Raw genomic sequence first — 16,723 nt, forward strand, 5'->3', positions numbered from 1 at the left:
TGTTGCTCACGCAGCCAGTTTACGCCTGGTACCCAGCGCCTCTTCGACCGTTTCCATGAACATTTCCGCGCAGGCCTTCCAGCTGTAGCGCATCGCGCGTTGCCGCGCCTCGGCGCGGTCGACGTGAAGGGCGGCGAGCGCTGCTTGCCGCAGGTCGTCCGATACCGCGCCGCCGATGCCGTCGCCGACGATGTCGATCGGTCCGGTGACGGGATAGGCTGCGACCGGCGTGCCGCTGGCCAGCGCCTCGATGATGACGTTGCCGAACGTGTCGGTACGGCTGGGGAAGACGAAAACATCGGCCGAGGCGTAGATCTCGGCTAGTTCGTCGTTCGGACGATGGCCGAGGAAATGGGCATCGGGATATCTGGCCTTCAGCTTCGCCAATTCCGGCCCTTCGCCTACGACCAACTTGCTGCCGGGCAGGTCGAGGTCGAGGAAGGCCGGCAGGTTCTTTTCGATCGCGACGCGGCCGACGCAGAGGAAGACCGGTCCGGGAAATCCCAGGTCCTTTCTTTTGTCCGGCCGAAAATGATCGGTGTCGACGCCGCGCGTCCACGGCCGGAGCTTGGTGAAGCCGCGCGCCGCAAGATCGTCGGCAAGCGACTGGGTGGCAACCAGCGTGCCCTGTCCTGAATTGTGGAAATCACGCAGCCAGCGATAGGCCCATGCTTCAGGCACCGGCAGGCGCGCGCTCAGATATTCCGGAAAACGTGTGTGATAGCTGGTCGTGAACGGGCGGCCGGCGTTGCGGCAGTAGCGCCGGGCCATAATGCCGAGCGGTCCTTCGGTGACGATATGGATGTGGTCCACCTTGCGTGCCTCGATCAGCTGCGCCACGCGGTGCGGCGTCGTCAGCGCCAGCCTGATATCGGGATAGGTCGGCAGAGGCAGGGTGCGAAAGATATTCGGCGTCAGGAAGTCCGTCTCGATATCGAAGGATTTCAGGGTCTCCGAGAGGCGCTCCAGCGTGTGGACGACGCCGTTGACTTGCGGGCGCCAGGCGTCGGTGACCATCAGGATGCGCATGGCGGTCCCTTGGCGGCAAGCTTCATTGCCTCGCCGCGACGCCTGAGCGGCGACCACGCCGCAGCTCTGGCGTCGCACCAGCGCACCCGGGCAGGTGCGGGGTCGAAATGAGGCCGCAGGGCCGAATCAATCAGGATTGCGCGCTTCATTGGCGCTCTTCACCATGGTTTCATGACGGGCCGATGAAGGCCGGGTGTCGCTGCCGTCAAGCGGGGACCTTGATCACCGCCCGAAGGCCGCCGAGCGGGCTGCGTTCGAGGACGATGTCGCCGCCATGGCTGCGGGCAATGTCACGTGCGATGGAGAGGCCAAGGCCGGTGCCGCTGGCGTCGAGGTTGCGCGCCTCGTCCAGCCGCACGAACGGCTTGAATACATCCTCCCGCTTTTCGGGCGGAATGCCCGGGCCGTCATCGTCGATGGTGACGAGCAGCGAACCGCGACCATGATTGGCATTGATCTCCACCGTCTTGGCATAGCGGAATGCATTGCCGACGACGTTGGACAGCAGCCGGGCAAAGGCATTGGGGCGCACATGCACATGCGGATCGCCGACAAGCACGGTCGATAGCTTGCGCTTGCGCAGCGCGGCCTCCTCGCGAAGCTTGTCGAAGAAGGCTTCGAGATCGAACTGGCCGGCGTCTTCCGAAGCTTCGCCGCGTGCAAAGGCAAGGTAGCCTTCCAGCATCGACTGCATGTCGTCGATGTCCTGGTCGAGTGCCTGGGTATCGGCCGCCTTGGTCCCGGCAAGCGCCAATTGCAGTTTGAAGCGGGTGAGGATGGTCCTCAGATCGTGGCTGACGCCGCTCAGCATGGCGGTACGCTGCTCGAGCTGGCGTTCGATGCGTTCGCGCATCTGTATGAAGGCAAAGCCGGCGCGGCGGACTTCCTCGGCTCCGCGCGGGCGAAAATCGCGCGGCATCGGCCGGCCCTTGCCGAAGCTCTCGGCCGCCTCGGCCAGCGTCAGAATCGGCCGGATCTGGTTGCGCAGGAAGGGAATGGCGATCATCAGCAGCACCAGCGAGGTGCCGACCATCCAGATCAGGAAAATATGGGTGTTCGATGCATAGGCCTGGCTGCGGCGCACGAAGACGCGCAGCACCTTGTTCTCGAGCTGGACGCGGACCTCGACGATATTGGAATTGCCGACCGTATCGATCCAGAACGGACGGTTGATCTGGCGGGTGATCTCGGACGAAAGGATCTCGTCGAGGATCGAGAAGAACGGCTTTGGCCCGGGAGGCGGCAGCGGGTCGGGCGGTAGGAGGTCGACTTTCAGCTGCATGCGATCCTGGGCGATGCGGATGACGTTGGCGTAGTCGGCGTCGTGAGGATAGGTCTCTATCAGGTCGATGATGGCGGCGATGTCGCGCACCGTGGCCTGCGACAGGCGCTGCGTCACGGTCTGCCAGTGGCGCTCCATGAAGACAAAGGCGACGACCGACTGCAGCATGATCATCGGCGCGATGACGATGATCAGCGAGCGGGCATAGAGCCGCTTCGGCATGTAAAGCGACACCAGGCGCCAGAAACGGTTCCAGGCGCGCGGCACGGCCTTGAGCGCCCGCGTCGCACGAGCGCTCAAGCCGCCATCTCCCGGCCGTTCGAGTTGCGTGGTCGCCATTCGTCTTTCGCTCACCGGCGGCCCGGCAAAGGACCGCTGTCGGCGACATTCTATTCCACGCTGAGCCGTTCTGGAACAGCAGTGGCAGTTCAAGTGGTTAGGCTGTCAAACGCTCGATTACCGGCCATTGATAACAAAGGCTTTATTCCCAAATTGTCAAACCAGCTTTCGGGCTGCCGCCGTTTCGTTTGAGAGCTAATAAGACACATATAAATCTTTTTCCCGAACTCAACAGGGCCGAGTTGCTCTTCCCGTCTGGCTCAACGAGTCGATCTTCATTGCGCTAGACAAGTAAGCGTTCGCGAGCCCAAGACCGTGCAGGCTGATCTGCGGTTGTTGGGGGCGGGACATTGCAGCCAAAGATGCCCGATCGCCCGGATGCCGCGATGTGATATCTAACAGGCTTGGCGTGCTGCCGGATCTGATAGTTGAAAGCTGCGACGGACGTCGCCGATCCTGGCAGTAGGCGCTTGCTAAATAGTAAGCGTCCGCTTATCATAGTCTCAAAAGCGGAGTAGATGCCGCGACCTGTCCAGCTGCCAGGCATCCCAGCTCGCCCCAAAGGCACCTACGCGCTAACGAAGCAAGTCAACCTGCCAGCCTGCCCAGCCTACAAGTAGCCAGCCTGCGAGCCTTGAAGTCGTCACGCAATGGCTAGTCCATTCGCACCGGCGCTTCCGAATTCCCGACCCTAGATCAAGTTGAATTCCGCACGCATCTCATGGTGTCGTAGCGAGGAGAAATATTGTGCTGAAATCAGATACACCATCTTGCAAGCGTGCGGAGGGTTTAACACCCGACGAGTTAACCGCCATGCTCGACGCGCTTGATACTTCAGTCGGGCCTTCAACCTGCCGAACAAACGATCGAGTGGGCTGCGCAACGAGGGTTTGTTCGCGCTGCACGAACTGACTGGCGACGCGCCCAGGGCGTCAGGCACTGAAGAGTCTGATCGGCGTCTTGCAATCGGGTTGCATGGAGACGCGACGCTACGAGCGAGCCTTCATGCATGCCAAGGCCTACATCTTCGCTCCGTGCGCTGAAGCCCTTGGAGGCGGCAGTGGGGTTATTGCCGGCTCGTCGAACCTCACGCGAGCGGGCGCCACAAAGAACTTGGAGCTCAACCTTGGCCGCTACGACGATCCCATCGTCGGCCAGGCTCAGGCCTGGTATGAGCGGCTCAGTCCGGCGCACCCGCCTAACTCTGACAGTGCAAGATCTTTCACCTGGCTGTCGGCATGTTCTAGGTCGGGCGTTGCAAAGGCGTTCTGCGAGCACATGAACCGACACAGCCATTACAATCGCCATGCCCGGCATGTCGGGACTCTTGCTCTTTACGCAATGTTCGGTCGCTCCAGCAGGAGCTCGCAGCAGCATCCCTAGGAGAATTGGCCCGGCCAAACTAAGTCGCATATTATCTCGCCCGATTGGCAAAGCAGGATGCTGAGCACGAGCTAAGTTGTCGGATTTAATGACGGAGGTCCAGCTCGCTTTGGGGCTCACCGCTGACGCGGCATATTCCTTGACGCTCGTCCAAAGTCTTCTCCGAAATCCGGTTTGTGCTGACGAAAATGCTGTCGACTATTTGCGCGCGGCTTGACGCGGCGGACAAGGCGTTCTAGGCCGCGCGGCACCTGCTCATTAGCAAGACCTTGACGACCTTTAATGCCGCGCCAGAATCAAGGAATGGCTTGGGAGATTGCGGAAATCAATGTCGGCGACGAAGTGTCGATCACCGTGACCGTGCTGAAGCTGCTGGACGACGGCCGAGCAAGCGTCAGCATCCCGTCATACGGCTTTCCCTATTCGATCCCCGTGCCCAAGAAGGCCAAACCTGGTGACGAGCTACAGCTTACAGGCGAGGTCACCCGCATCGATGAGGACGACCGCAAAGTCACCCTCAAAGCCGGTGGATTGGTCACGGTTGACGTTGATGCGATTTCCGATTGGACGCCTGTTCCACGAAAGAAAACAACTCTCAGAGACGCACCGGATTAGAACGCGAAGCCGTCTCAGCTTTCGGTCGAAACGGACTTCTGGCTGCTGCGGAGGACGCTCCTTTCCCCTTCGGCCGGCGAATTCGCCACCGATGCCGAACCGGTCCTGGCGGCGATCTGGGACCGCACGGCGTCGAGCACATGACGTTCGTCGCGCAAGACGACCGAGGCCTGATAAAGCTGGGCCTGGGAAGGGGCGGGGGTGACAAACTCCGCCCCTGGTTCGAGGGGGTTGTGCTGGGACAATCGCCGAGGTTGTGCCAGTGTTCTGACCATGCTCTGGAAAGCCTGTCTTCGGTCGTGGCCCTTAGAGGTCAACTTCACGCTTTGGATCTGGCTTCTCGCCTTGCTCTATTCAATCGGACTGGGGCTGTGGTTGGTCACCTTCGGTCTTCCGAAAGTGCCGGAGTTCGTGATTATCCAGGCCATGGTTGTGTTCGCCTTGAGTGGTCTCGTTATCATGCAGCTCTCGTGCTATCGGGCTTTCGGGTTCGGTGTCCTCGAAACTTTCGGGAATATGGTTGACCCGGAGTTCCGCCGAAACATTCGAAGGCTGATGATGTGATCGGTGAGCGATCGCAAGCCGCCGCTCTGACTACATTGCCCTCAAGACTCCGAGGCATGTTTACCGCCCTCCTCCACGCCATAGACGGCTGTGCCCTTGTTCTTTTTGTTGCCTTGCTAGCCATCGTCGTCCTCGGGCCGTCCTGATCTGTTGCGACAGCAGGATTTAACCTGCTGGCGCCAGGTTTGAGCCGCCGGGCCGCTCCCCAACTGTGCCGGTTACGACGAGCAGCAAAACTGTGCAAAGCCGACGGGATCGGCTCCTAGTCGCCGGAGATGAGAAACCGGCCAGCGGGCACTACAAGCCCAACTTTTCCCGGAGGGCATCAATGCGTTTAGATGCCTCGGCCTTGCTGATCCCGTCAGCATAGGCATCAGGGTCGTGGGCCTGTTCGGCCAGCGTTTTCAAATAGGAGGCTTGTGCCGGCGTCATTGGATCATCCCCGCTGACCCAATCTTCCGGATCCTTTTCGATATCTGCCGATGCCTCGATTTTTGGATTTTTCCGGTCGGCCATATGACGGATCTCCTTGATGATCCTACAATGAGAATGATCATGATTTGTTCCGCAGTCGTCAGGCGTTCTCGGGAAGTCGCTAGAGTTTTCGCGCTTGCACGAACGGGCTGCCCAATGTGAACGCGTCCGGCGGTATTCCTTGTTCGATCTGTTTCCAGTTGACCGGGGCAGCTATCGGAAAGCCTAGACGAGCCCGTGGCGAATAGGCACCGACTGCCGTGTTCCCGCGCCCATTGCGGAGATAATCGAGGAAGATCCGCCCAGAGCGGGCGGAAGGCGCGGCCGAGATGAGATAGCGATCGGGATGCTTGCTGATCAGTTGCTGCGCCAGCCTGCGGGCATACTGCCGAGCGGCGTCGTGGGTGATCACAGCTTTCAGCGGCGCCATCACATGCACGCCTTTGCCGCCGGTCACCTTCGGCCAGCTATCGAGACCTTCTGAGTGCAGCATGTCCCGGAGCGTCAGTGCCGTCTCCACGACCCTTTCCCATTCGACGCCTTCGCCAGGATCAAGATCGATGACAACCCGGTCGGCACGCTCGATATCGTCGACGGTGGCGTTCCAGGGGTGCAGTTCGACGGCGCCTATTTCGACCAAGCCAAGCAGGCCATCGAGGTCATCGACCCACAGCCTCACGCCTTCGCCGCCTTCGCGCTTCTGGACACGCAGCTGGTGCACGGCCTCCGGAATTTCGGGCAATTTGCCTTTGTGATAGAAGGTGACCCCGTGAGAGTGGCGAACCAGCTTGAGCGGCCGCCGGCCGAGATGGACGAGCGCCTTTTTCGCCACCTTCTTCCAATATCGGATCAGCTCCTCTTTCGACGGCACGATGGCGCCGGGCAGCAGTTGTAGAATGTTCTCGCGGGGGACGCCGGAACTTTCATTGGACGGCGGCGTCTTGCGGACCAATGACGCGCCGGCCGGCGGGCTCAGATCGTCGCGCAGGCCCTTGAACACCGCTTCGCGCAGCAGCCCGTCATCGGTGGTGCCGCTATACTCGATTTCGACCTCAACGGTCGGCTGCACCCACGTCGCCTTGGGCTTGTCTATCGGCTCGGCGAGCGGAGATTTGTCGACGATTAGTGGGTCCAAGCGCTCGCGCACTTCGCGTGCATCGGTAAGGCTATAGCCGCTCTGCGCCTTGCCGGCGTAGTGGACGCGATTGCCATCTCTGCGGCCGAGATAAAGCGAGGCGATCCTACGCGGCTGTGCCCCTAGCTTCTCGACGAAGGCGACGATCGGAAAATTGTCGCTCTTGATGCATTTGAGCTTGAGCCAACTGTCCTGCCGACCGGAGCGATAAGGCGAATCTGCACGCTTCGAAACAATCCCCTCAAGGCCCATTTCGCAAGCGTGCTCAAACACAGTCGGGCCGTCGCCTTCCAGATGATCGACATACACGAGCGCGGGGGACGCGGTCTTCAAGAGACGCTCTAATGCCCGCTTACGCTCGAGGAGGGGAAGCTGCCGAAGATCCTTGCCCTCGAGGTGAAGGAGATCGAATGCGTGGAAAACCAGCTTTGTCGACTCAGCCTTTCCAAGTTCCCGGCGTAGCGCGTGGAAATCCGGACGCCCCGTGGTGCCGAACACTGTTGCTTCGCCGTCGATGATTGCCCGCTTTGCTTTCAGTTCAGCCGCAGCCCGGACGATTGGGCTGTATCTGGCGGTCCAGTCGAAGCCGTTTCGCGTGAAGGCCTGCACGGCACCCTGCTGAATTATCAGCTGTGTGCGATAGCCGTCGTATTTGATCTCATGAATCCATCCGTCGCCCTTGGGTGGCTTCTCGACCAGGGTGGGCATTTGGAATTCAATGAACGACAGCCGGCCAACTCCAGGCTCCGTAAGCATGCACCTGCACTCCGAACGCTGCGATTTGAATCAATATGGCTGGATCGAATCGGTTCCGAAACAAGTGCAGTCTGAGCCAATTGTTCAGGCTCAGGCGTCGCCGTCCGTCTTCGGCAGACGTTGGGGGGCGATCTCTGTCGCAGAAACTGCACTTTAGAAGCTGCTAAAGTCCCCTCGACCCACGCGAAAGCGAAGTCGCGCGGCGGCGGTGGCTGCGAGTGCGGACGAGCGTATCCGCGATCGCTAAGCAACCCGCTTGGCATATAGCTGTCAGTTAACGAACTGGCCGGCAGCACCAGAGTCCTCAAAAGGCGGAGGATACAAACATTGGCGACGAGGTTGCGATCACCTCAGCGTTTGCGCACGGGTGGGCGCCGGTGTGCACCAGAGAAGGCATGGCCCGGGCCGTCCGTTCGTCGGCAGTTGAGACGGAATCTCATCCTCTATTTCACATCGAGAACCGCGCCATCGCGACGTTGGTCGGCGAACCACCTTTCAGCCTCTTCACAGGATCCGACCTGAGCCTAGGTTTTTGGCGCGCCACAGCGCCCCTTGAGTATTGCAATCTCGGTTTCGTGGTCGCCTCCTGACATGGAGGAGACGGGCACTCCTATGAGAAATACCCCCAAGGCGTCGCCTGTCGCAGCTTTGTTTTGCTGATTTGATATGACGGCCAAACGCTCTCGGTCCGCCTGCGTGCAGGGGCCGGCATTCGGAACTCCTGCGATCTTGTCAGGAGGCGTGGCACATCCAGCCACGCCAGCGAACATTGCCATCAACAAAACGAATCGCTTCACAGTTTCCATACCCCACTTATTGCTTGCCCAAGGGCAATATCGCTTAGTGCAAGAATGTAAGCAAGCGCCGACGGCGATTGCCAAACTAATTCTGCAGATGATACTGCACTTACATTAGCTCGCGCGCATGTTTGTTAGCAGGCGATGGCCCCGACAACAGTTTGACGCGTTGCTGACAAAGACCATGCAACGCTTGCAAGACACGGACATCTAGAAGGGTCTCCGTCGAAATAGAATCAAATCCGCTGCGCGGCAGCATTGCAGCGTAGTGGGTTCGCGATTCGACAACCGAGCCAAAACGACGGCATGATCTCTCCCGACCGTGCCGGGGATATCTGAATGCGTTTAAGACGAAATGCCAGGCGGTCGGTCTTTCGACAGCCGCAGATACTATTGACGCTCGTAACGACCGTGGGGATCGCAGGTTATTTCGTTTCAGGCAGTAGGCCCGCAGCACCCATGACGCCATTGCTAGGCTCGATGTTTGGTGCGGATCCGATTGTCGGCATTGCATCGGTGACCGACGGCGACACGATCGAAATTCACGGTCAGCGGATCCGCTTCAACGGCATCGATGCGCCCGAGTCTGCTCAACAATGCGAAGATGCGAAGGGCTTGCGATATCAGTGCGGCGCGAAGGCCGCCGCCGCCCTTGAAGTGTTTCTCTCGGAATCACGCCCGGTCCACTGCGAATTCGTCAGTTGGGATCGATATGGCCGATACGTCGGCAACTGCGCTCGATCAGACGGTGTCAACATCGCCGGCTGGTTGGTCGAGAACGGAAACGCCCTTGACTGGCCGAAATACAGCAGCGGCGCCTATGCAGGTCAGCAAGCGACGGCCAAGGCTGCCAGGCGCGGAATCTGGTCAGGATCTTTCCAGGTGCCATGGGAGTGGCGGGCTGAGCACCGCGACAACCTGCAGTCGACGAGCGCGCCACTGTTCGCAATGGGCAACACCGCCTGCAAGATCAAAGGCAATATTTCAGCCGAAGGCGAGCGCATCTATCACCTGCCAGGGCAGAAATTCTACGACGCAACCCGGATTTCCGAATCAAAAGGCGAAAGGTGGTTTTGCACGGAAGCGGAGGCTCGCTCTGCCGGTTGGCGCCGTTCGAGGCGATGACGATTTTCGGGGAGGGGCAACTGCTACGAATAAGGCCATAGTCGTGGGGCGATATGCGCAAGGCCTGGGCGTGGGGAACTATGAAGCGATCAGTGACTAGCCTGGTTACGGCTCTGACAATTTTGTCTGGGAGCACCTCTCGTTACGCGGGGAACCCATGATTGAACAGCATGGCGGTTTTTCGCTCCCCGGAAGTCCGTTGTCGCAAATGACGATCTGGCCGACAGTGCTCGCGCAAAGTTGGTCCTGTCAGCCGCGGCTGAAGTGTTCGCAAATTGCCTCTTGCAACGAGGCACGGTGGTATCTTGAGAATTGCCCTTGGGGCGGCAAGCTCGATCGGGACAGCGACGGAATACCATGCGAGTCGTTGTGCTGACCTCGGCCGTCCCATCGTCTGCAACCGATACCCTACGATACCCTATCCGCCGCTAGGCCATCATTTTAATCTACAGAGCAAGAGCGCTGTTTCTGGGGTAGTCGGCAAGTCCCAACTCGTGGCAGGGAATCCCGTGCCAGAAGTATAGCAGTTTCGATTGCTCAGGACTGAGCTCACTGTTAACTAGATGGAAACTGATGCGCTGGGGGAGGCGGTTCGTGGTGCTTATGAAATACGCAGCGACTATCCTTGTGGTCTTGTCCTCATGTTATGGAACGCGCGGGGCTGAGTGCCCCCTCGATGGTTATGATTCCACGCCGCCGACCGCACAAACAGGAAAAATCGTGCTAAATGGCGAAGACTTGGTTTATGCATCGGATGTTGAGCGCACAAAAGACCAAACTTTTATATGGAATTATGTAAAGAACAACAACCAAGAGAGGGGTGTTAGCGTTTCTTGGCCAAAAGGATCGATATCGTTCAATATAATTAATCCTTTGGCAGCTGGAGCAATTGCATGCGCGATATATAACGTGGACGGTGCGATCGACGATCATATCGACTATGAGGCGATTATTAAGTATGGAAATGCCAATTATGAGCAAAGAGCATCCGCATATACACCGGTTGATCACGTTTCCGCAAAGAATGAATCCGCGGCGAGCAAGGTAAGTCTCACCTACGATTCTGAAGAAGGTAAGAAAAATGTCAGCTTAGAATTTTCATTTAAGATGGAGGATAATCGTATAGTAGATATGGGCCTTTCAGCTTCCGATGGCTATTATGTCGGGATCATGAACGCGAATGAATACTGGTCGGACGCAACAACTAAAAGTTTTTATGACATTGCAAATAAAAATAAACTACAAACCGCTTACTCGAGTTGGGGTAATTTTGCCCAAGACCCGGTGGTGATGAAGGCCTTTCTAGATCGCGCGGATCTGAACGATAATGCGGCACTTTTTGCAAATGGCACGATTAATGGATTCGGGTTCGGCGAATTGGTGTCAAGCATAAGGCAGTCCGACGTCGTAATATTTGATTCCAAAAAGCAGCCGGTATTCAGCACGCGAATTGCTCTGCCGGTCACGAGGGGCCCGTGATGAATGTTGCAATTACAGCAGCACTCTCCGCCGGAGCATTGATTTGGTCATACACAAGTTTTCCGGTCCCTCCAGGCTTGGAGTTTTTGCATCTTGTCAACGCGGCGGCTGTCGGTTCCGGCTATCTATGTGGATTTGAAAGCAAGGAATTGAAATTCTCCGCAAAGGCGAACATATTAATGTTTATTCTTACAGGAACCTGTTGTTTGTTTGGCTCTCTATTGTATGCTTATCTCGTTTGGAGAAGTGGACCAGGCATCTCGGTTGCCATAGGGATAATCTTGTCATCATTCATACTCTGTTTCTGCTTTTCTGCCATAGTTGGGGGTTTGGCGGCAAAAGACCTTATCGCCACCAAAGAGTAGTGTTCGCGCGCGGACTGCTCGACGCAGTTGGGCATTTTATCGACCGTTTTGCTGTCCGTCACAATGCTACAAAAATCATTGAAAAAAATAGCGATATTCAGAGTTCAATCCTTCCTCGCAGGACCAGTCTATCCGCACCATGCAGAGCTATAGCCATCGCCGCGCATGACCGACTGAGCAAATAAAGGCTATCAGGACAGATCGCGACGCATACTGGCTGAATGATACGGAGCCGAGCTGCCCTTGTGTCCGGCTCCGGCTTTGACGGGAGCCTACGCAGCGTCGCCTGTTAGTTGCCGACGTCGTCGCTCCGGAGTCGCTTCACGCACAAAGCGCGAAGGACTAGAGCGGCATCGGCGTAAGTGATCGCCTTTTCGCCGCCGAAAACCAGTGCATTGCCGACAACCTCTAGGACATCGCCCTCGATGCGCCAAGGAAGAATATCGGTGCAGGTCCGCATGCGGCCGAAGACCGAACTGATCGGCACCATCTGGTCCTCAAATTCCACGTGCGGCTCGTCCGTTCCCGGAATCCAGGTCTGGTAAGCTTCCAAGGCATCGTCGAAGGCTCCGTGCAAATGAATCGGAGCATGGCCCTCATGCAGTGCGGGTAAAAGGCGTGTGGTCATCGGTCTCCTCCTGGATCGCGGCAGCCAGCCAATGCTGCCAGGTAAGCCCCGCATTTCGATGATTGGTCTATGGCCGGATGCGACGGGCGCCTACCCAATAGCCGCAAGTGCCGATGCCCCAATAGAAGGCTTCATCCCGTCCTGAGCGGCGAAATTTCGCCTCGGAGTCAGATGCGTCGTCCGCCTGCGCCTGGTCGGGCGCATAACGTGAAAGCTCCATGGGCGGGAAAAGGGCGCCGATCACGATCCTGATACAGCCCGGAACGGCTTCCAGAAATGTCTGCGTCATCGTCATCTCCTGATCCTGCGAACATGGACGGCGAAAAGTCAGGCACTTGAAGAGGGCAGTATGACCGGCTTCTTAGCAAATGTCTATCGAACTTGTAGACATTGGCTTGTAAGGAGCGAGCCTCAGACGAAATGCCATGCGACCTTGCCTGTGACTACGGTGGATGCTTGATCGCCAAGCTTTCTGCTATCCGCGCCTCGAACGGCCGCAGCTCCCGGTCTCTTCGCACTTTGCGATGGCGATCAGCTCCATCGCGCCTTTCTCGCGAGCGCGACGGATCTTCAGAATGATGATCCGTCCTTCATGAACCTTGGTCGAGCCGCCAACATGCGATCAGGTGCTCGTCGCCAGCTTGGCTGAGAGGCGGTTCCGCTTTCCGGCAATCGGCAACAGCGAGCGAGCAACGGCCGGCGAAGGCGCATCCCTGGTTCGGGCCCGCCGCGATGTCGCCCTGAGAGATGATCTTCGGCGCTGCATCGTCTGAAGACGCCGCCAGCAGCAGTTTCGTATAGGGATGATTGGGCCCGTGAAAAATCTGGTCGGATGAGCCGGTTTCGACCAGGCGGCCGCGATACAGCACGCCGATCGTGTCGGCCATGTAGCGGACGACCCTGAGATCGTGGCTGATGAACAGATAGGTCGTGTCCTTGTTGCGCTGCAGGTCGTTGAGCAGGTTGAGAACGGTTGCCTGGACGGAAACGTCGAGCGCCGAAGTGGGTTCGTCGAGCACGACGACCTTCGGCACGCCGGCGAAGGCCCGTGCGATGGCCGCCCGTTGCCGCTGGCCGCCGGATAGTGATCGCGACTTCTGCTCGGCTGTGGCGCCGGCAAGGCGAACCGATTGCAGCAAATCGCTGACGCGGGCATTTATTTCACTGCTGCGCAGGCCGGCGAGCCGGCGTAGCGGGCGGCCGAGGATCCTGCCGATCCGCTGACGCGGGTTGAGCGTGCGATCCGGCGACTGGAAAACCATCTGCACATCGCGGCGTTCGCCAAGACTTCTCTTCTCGACGCGCGGTGCGACCGTCCTGCCGAACAGTTCGACCGATCCGGCGTCTGGCATCTGTAGGCCGGTGACGATCCTTGCCAGAGTCGACTTGCCGGAACCTGACTCGCCGATCAGCCCGAAGGTCTCGCCGTGGCCGATGTCGAGATCGATATTGCTGAGCACCGGTTGGCTGCCGAAGGCATGGCTGATGCCTTTGCAGGCGATCGCGATTCGGCGTTCTTTGCGCTCGCCGGCGTCTTCATTCTGGACCGCCGAGTGCGATGGCAGGCCGTCCGCCTCCGCCAGTCTTCCATTCCGCTTCGTGTAGTTGAGCGCCGGGATCGAGGCGATCAGCGCCTTCGTATAGGCGTGAGAGGGGTTGTCGAAGACATCGCCGGCGGCGCCGCTTTCGACCACGGTTCCCGACTGCATCACCGCCACCCGGTCGCAGGAGCGGCGGATCATGTTGATGTCGTGGCTGATCAGCAGAATGCTGGTTTTGTGCTCTCGGCGAAGGGCGTGGAGGATGGCGATGATCTCCGACTGCACGCTCGCGTCCAGCGCCGTCGTTGGCTCGTCCAGCAGCAGCAGCGCCGGATCGAGCGCAATTGCGATGGCGATGTTGGCGCGCTGCTGCATGCCACCGGAAAGCTCGTGCGGATAAAGATCGAGCACCCGGTCCGGATTGCCGACCCAGACACGCTCTAGCAGATCGGCGGCGCGCCAGCGGGCCTCCTCGTGGCGAAACGGGCGATGCCGCAGGATCGTCTCGATGATCTGCCGGCCGATCGTCATCGCCGGATTGAGCGCCGCACCCGGATGCTGGTAGACGGCGGCGATATGGTCGCCCCTCAGCTTGCGAAGCTGTTCCGCTGAGAGTTCGCGGATTTCCCGTCCCTGGAATTCAAGCGCTGACGCCGCGACCCGGGCGTTTTTCGGCAAATAGCGCAGTATGGCGAGCGCCACCGAGCTTTTTCCCGATCCTGATTCGCCGACCAGGCCGAGTGCTTCGCCTTCCCCTATGTGCAGCGATACGCCGCTGACGGCGGGATGCGATCCTTTTCGCCCCTCATAGGTGATAGAAAGCTGCTCTACGTTCAGAACTGATGAGGACATTGGGGAGCTTGAAACCACTTTCTTTGCGCGCAGCCATCAAGGGCAATCGCTTCCGCTTTCACAACATATAATCTCTATAAAATTACTCGAATTAAGCTGGAGCGCAATCTACCTTTCACGGATCGGGAGATTGGTGGATAGCGGTCTGACCGGAACCGCGATGGTCTCCTGAGCAGATTTTGCAGGAGGCCGGCATGGCTCGAGACCATATGATCCTCAGCGCATTCTTCTTCAATCCGCAGGGCGATCATCGCATGTCGTGGCGCCATCCGCGGGCGCCGGGCCGGGAAGTGCTGGACTTCGACTTCTACCGCGATCTCGTGCAGGCGGCGGAGCGCGCCAGGATCGATACGATCTTCGTCGCCGATCACGTCGCGATCTGGGATTCGGTGCAAAGCGGCGTCGCCCATTACGCCAATGCTCGCCTGGAACCGTTGATGCTGCTGTCGGCCCTTGCCGGGGTGACCAGCCATATCGGCCTGATCACCACGGCATCGAGCTCCTATAGCGAGCCTTACAATCTCGCCCGCATGTTCGCTTCGCTCGACCATATCAGCAAGGGCAGGGCGTCCTGGAATGTGGTGACCTCGGCGATGGACGAGGAAGCCCGCAATTTCGGCCGCGATGGCAATATCGAGCATGCGTTCCGCTACGAGCGGGCCCGCGAATTCCTCGATATCGTCAAGGCGCTGTGGGACAGCTGGGAAGATGAGGCGCTGCTGCTCGACAAGGCGTCCGGCTATTTCGCCGATCCGCACAAGGTCCATGCGATCAATCACAAGGGGCCGCATTTCAAGGTGAGGGGACCGCTCAACGTCTCCCGACCGCCGCAGGGCCATCCGCTGATCGTCCAGGCCGGCTCCTCCGAGGACGGCAAGAATTTCGCCACCGCCCATGCCGATGTGCATTTCGCCATCTACAGCACCAGGGAAGACGGCATCAAATACCGGCAGGACATCAACGAGCGCCTCGCCCGCTATGGCAGGAAGCCGGAGAGCTTCAAGATACTGCCGGGGATCCTGCCGATCGTCGCCGCCTCCGAGGCGGAGGGCCGGGAACGGCAGGAATACCTGCAGACGCTGCTTCCCGATCAGGTCGGCATCGACCTTCTGTCAAGCTGGAGCGGGTTGGATCTCTCAGTCTATCCGCCGGATGGCCCGCTGCCGCCGCTGCCGGACGAGAGCACGTTCAATGGCGGACGGACATCGCTCAACCGGGTCAAGGAATGGTCGAAGCAGAATCTCAGCCTACGCGACATCGCCCGCAAGCTCGCCAACAGCGGTTCGGTCCCGACTGTCGTGGGCACGCCCAAACAGATCGCCGACCAGTTGCAGGACTGGTTCGTTTCAGGCGCCGCCGACGGCTTCAACCTGATGTTCCCGCTGCTGCCCGAGGACTGGGTGAATTTCGCCGAGCAGGTGGTGCCGGAGCTGCAGCGCCGCGGCGTGTTCCCGACCGAATACGCGCCGGGAACGCTGCGCGACCGCTTCGGTCTGGCGCGGCCGGCAAACCGCTTCGCCGAGCAGCGCGACAACGCACGCGCCGTGTCCTGACATCCGCTTCGGAGCAACGATCATGACAGCAGCACCCAGACTTCAGCCGCGCGAAGCCACGGCCCCGCATCTCGTCAATGTCCTGCACAGCCCCAAGCGCGTCCGCGTCAAATTTGACGGCCGCACGATCGCCGACAGCCGCAACGTGCTCGTGCTGCGCTCCAACCATTTCCTGCCGATCTATTTCTTCCCGGCGTCGTCGGTGGACCGGTCGCTGCTGAAGCCTTCCGAGCATCGGCAGCCGCATCCCGTCGGCGGCGAAACGACCTATTGGGACCTGGACACGGGATCGAGAGCATCCGCCAATGCTGCCTGGTCCTTTGTCGCGCCCCCGGATGAGAACCTGTCGCCCTTGGCCGGGCGGATCGCCTTCACCTGGAACGCGGTCGATCAGTGGTTCGAGGAGGACGAAGAGGTCTTCGTCCATGCCCGCGACCCCTATGCGCGCATCGATGTGCTGCAAAGCTCGAGCCATGTGCAGGTCTGGTTCGACGGCGATGTGATCGCCGACAGCCATCGCCCGGTATTGTTATTTGAGACCCATTTGCCGACCCGCTTCTATCTTCATCCCGAAGATATCAGGCTGGAGCGGCTGACGCCGTCGACCACGACGACGCGATGTCCCTACAAGGGCATCGCCTCCTACTGGTCCGGCCTGCTGAGCGATGGTTCGGTGCGCCCGGACATCGCCTGGAGCTACCGCGATCCGATCGCGGAGATGCCCAAGATCAAAGGCCTCATTGCCTTCTATCCGCAGGCGGTCGACCGCATCCATCTCGACGGCGAACCCGTCGAATAGCCCGTCT

General features: G+C 59.3%; 16 protein-coding genes. 9 read left to right on the plus strand and 7 right to left on the minus strand.

Annotated features, from left to right (window positions below; genetic code table 11):
- Nucleotides 1-6: 6 nt before the first annotated feature.
- A complete protein-coding gene (locus NKI25_RS11220; protein ID WP_352998447.1) occupies nucleotides 7-1,029 on the minus strand; it encodes a glycosyltransferase family 4 protein in 1,023 nt (340 codons plus the stop codon).
- A gap of 205 nt (nucleotides 1,030-1,234) precedes the next feature.
- Nucleotides 1,235-2,650 (minus strand): ATP-binding protein, encoded by a 1,416-nt coding sequence (locus tag NKI25_RS11225; protein WP_023678416.1) that lies wholly within the window; start codon nucleotides 2,648-2,650, stop codon nucleotides 1,235-1,237.
- 951 nt (nucleotides 2,651-3,601) lie between these two features.
- On the opposite strand from NKI25_RS11225, the gene NKI25_RS11230 reads away from it, so the two are divergent.
- From NKI25_RS11230 to NKI25_RS11240, 3 genes are all read left to right on the plus strand, one after another.
- The gene (locus tag NKI25_RS11230; RefSeq protein WP_352998482.1) at nucleotides 3,602-4,033 is read left to right on the plus strand and encodes a phospholipase D-like domain-containing protein; all 432 of its coding nucleotides are present in this window, start codon (nucleotides 3,602-3,604) and stop codon (nucleotides 4,031-4,033) included.
- A 303-nt stretch (nucleotides 4,034-4,336) separates the two neighbouring features.
- Nucleotides 4,337-4,648, plus strand: a complete 312-nt coding sequence (locus NKI25_RS11235) for a hypothetical protein (protein WP_352998448.1) — start codon at nucleotides 4,337-4,339, stop codon at nucleotides 4,646-4,648.
- A gap of 273 nt (nucleotides 4,649-4,921) precedes the next feature.
- Nucleotides 4,922-5,212, plus strand: a complete 291-nt coding sequence (locus tag NKI25_RS11240) for a hypothetical protein (RefSeq protein WP_352998449.1) — start codon at nucleotides 4,922-4,924, stop codon at nucleotides 5,210-5,212.
- Between the two features lie 297 nt (nucleotides 5,213-5,509).
- On the opposite strand, the gene NKI25_RS11245 is transcribed toward NKI25_RS11240, so the two are convergent.
- The gene (locus NKI25_RS11245) at nucleotides 5,510-5,728 is read right to left on the minus strand and encodes a DUF3072 domain-containing protein (RefSeq protein WP_352706198.1); all 219 of its coding nucleotides are present in this window, start codon (nucleotides 5,726-5,728) and stop codon (nucleotides 5,510-5,512) included.
- A 79-nt stretch (nucleotides 5,729-5,807) separates the two neighbouring features.
- A complete protein-coding gene (gene ligD / locus NKI25_RS11250; protein ID WP_352998450.1) occupies nucleotides 5,808-7,577 on the minus strand; it encodes a DNA ligase D in 1,770 nt (589 codons plus the stop codon).
- A gap of 1,256 nt (nucleotides 7,578-8,833) precedes the next feature.
- Here ligD and NKI25_RS11255 point away from each other — a divergent pair.
- From NKI25_RS11255 to NKI25_RS11270, 4 genes are all read left to right on the plus strand, one after another.
- Nucleotides 8,834-9,499 carry a thermonuclease family protein gene (locus NKI25_RS11255; RefSeq protein WP_352998451.1) on the plus strand — a complete coding sequence of 222 codons (666 nt, stop codon included), beginning with the start codon at nucleotides 8,834-8,836 and terminating at the stop codon, nucleotides 9,497-9,499.
- 208 nt (nucleotides 9,500-9,707) lie between these two features.
- Nucleotides 9,708-9,875 carry an excalibur calcium-binding domain-containing protein gene (locus NKI25_RS11260; protein ID WP_352998483.1) on the plus strand — a complete coding sequence of 56 codons (168 nt, stop codon included), beginning with the start codon at nucleotides 9,708-9,710 and terminating at the stop codon, nucleotides 9,873-9,875.
- Nucleotides 9,876-10,093: 218 nt separating this feature from the next.
- Complete coding sequence (locus NKI25_RS11265; RefSeq protein WP_352998452.1) at nucleotides 10,094-10,978, plus strand: hypothetical protein; 885 nt, start codon at nucleotides 10,094-10,096, stop codon at nucleotides 10,976-10,978.
- Nucleotides 10,978-11,343, plus strand: a complete 366-nt coding sequence (locus tag NKI25_RS11270; RefSeq protein ID WP_352998453.1) for a hypothetical protein — start codon at nucleotides 10,978-10,980, stop codon at nucleotides 11,341-11,343. The genes NKI25_RS11265 and NKI25_RS11270 overlap by 1 nt, the downstream gene beginning before the upstream one ends.
- A gap of 289 nt (nucleotides 11,344-11,632) precedes the next feature.
- Here NKI25_RS11270 and NKI25_RS11275 read toward each other — a convergent pair whose 3' ends face one another.
- The 3 genes from NKI25_RS11275 to NKI25_RS11285 form a co-directional block, all read right to left on the minus strand.
- Nucleotides 11,633-11,971, minus strand: a complete 339-nt coding sequence (locus tag NKI25_RS11275; protein WP_352470155.1) for a BRA0787 family protein — start codon at nucleotides 11,969-11,971, stop codon at nucleotides 11,633-11,635.
- 67 nt (nucleotides 11,972-12,038) lie between these two features.
- Entirely contained in the window at nucleotides 12,039-12,260 is a 222-nt protein-coding gene (locus tag NKI25_RS11280) for a hypothetical protein (protein ID WP_352998454.1), read from the minus strand.
- Nucleotides 12,261-12,561: 301 nt separating this feature from the next.
- The gene (locus NKI25_RS11285) at nucleotides 12,562-14,364 is read right to left on the minus strand and encodes a dipeptide ABC transporter ATP-binding protein (RefSeq protein WP_352998455.1); all 1,803 of its coding nucleotides are present in this window, start codon (nucleotides 14,362-14,364) and stop codon (nucleotides 12,562-12,564) included.
- Between the two features lie 194 nt (nucleotides 14,365-14,558).
- Between NKI25_RS11285 and NKI25_RS11290 the strand changes: the two genes are divergently transcribed.
- A complete protein-coding gene (locus tag NKI25_RS11290) occupies nucleotides 14,559-15,917 on the plus strand; it encodes an LLM class flavin-dependent oxidoreductase (RefSeq protein ID WP_352998456.1) in 1,359 nt (452 codons plus the stop codon).
- Between the two features lie 22 nt (nucleotides 15,918-15,939).
- Complete coding sequence (locus NKI25_RS11295; RefSeq protein WP_352998457.1) at nucleotides 15,940-16,716, plus strand: DUF427 domain-containing protein; 777 nt, start codon at nucleotides 15,940-15,942, stop codon at nucleotides 16,714-16,716.
- Nucleotides 16,717-16,723 lie beyond the last annotated feature (7 nt).

This window comes from Mesorhizobium sp. M0808 (assembly GCF_040320025.1).
Taxonomy (GTDB): Bacteria; Pseudomonadota; Alphaproteobacteria; order Rhizobiales; family Rhizobiaceae; genus Mesorhizobium.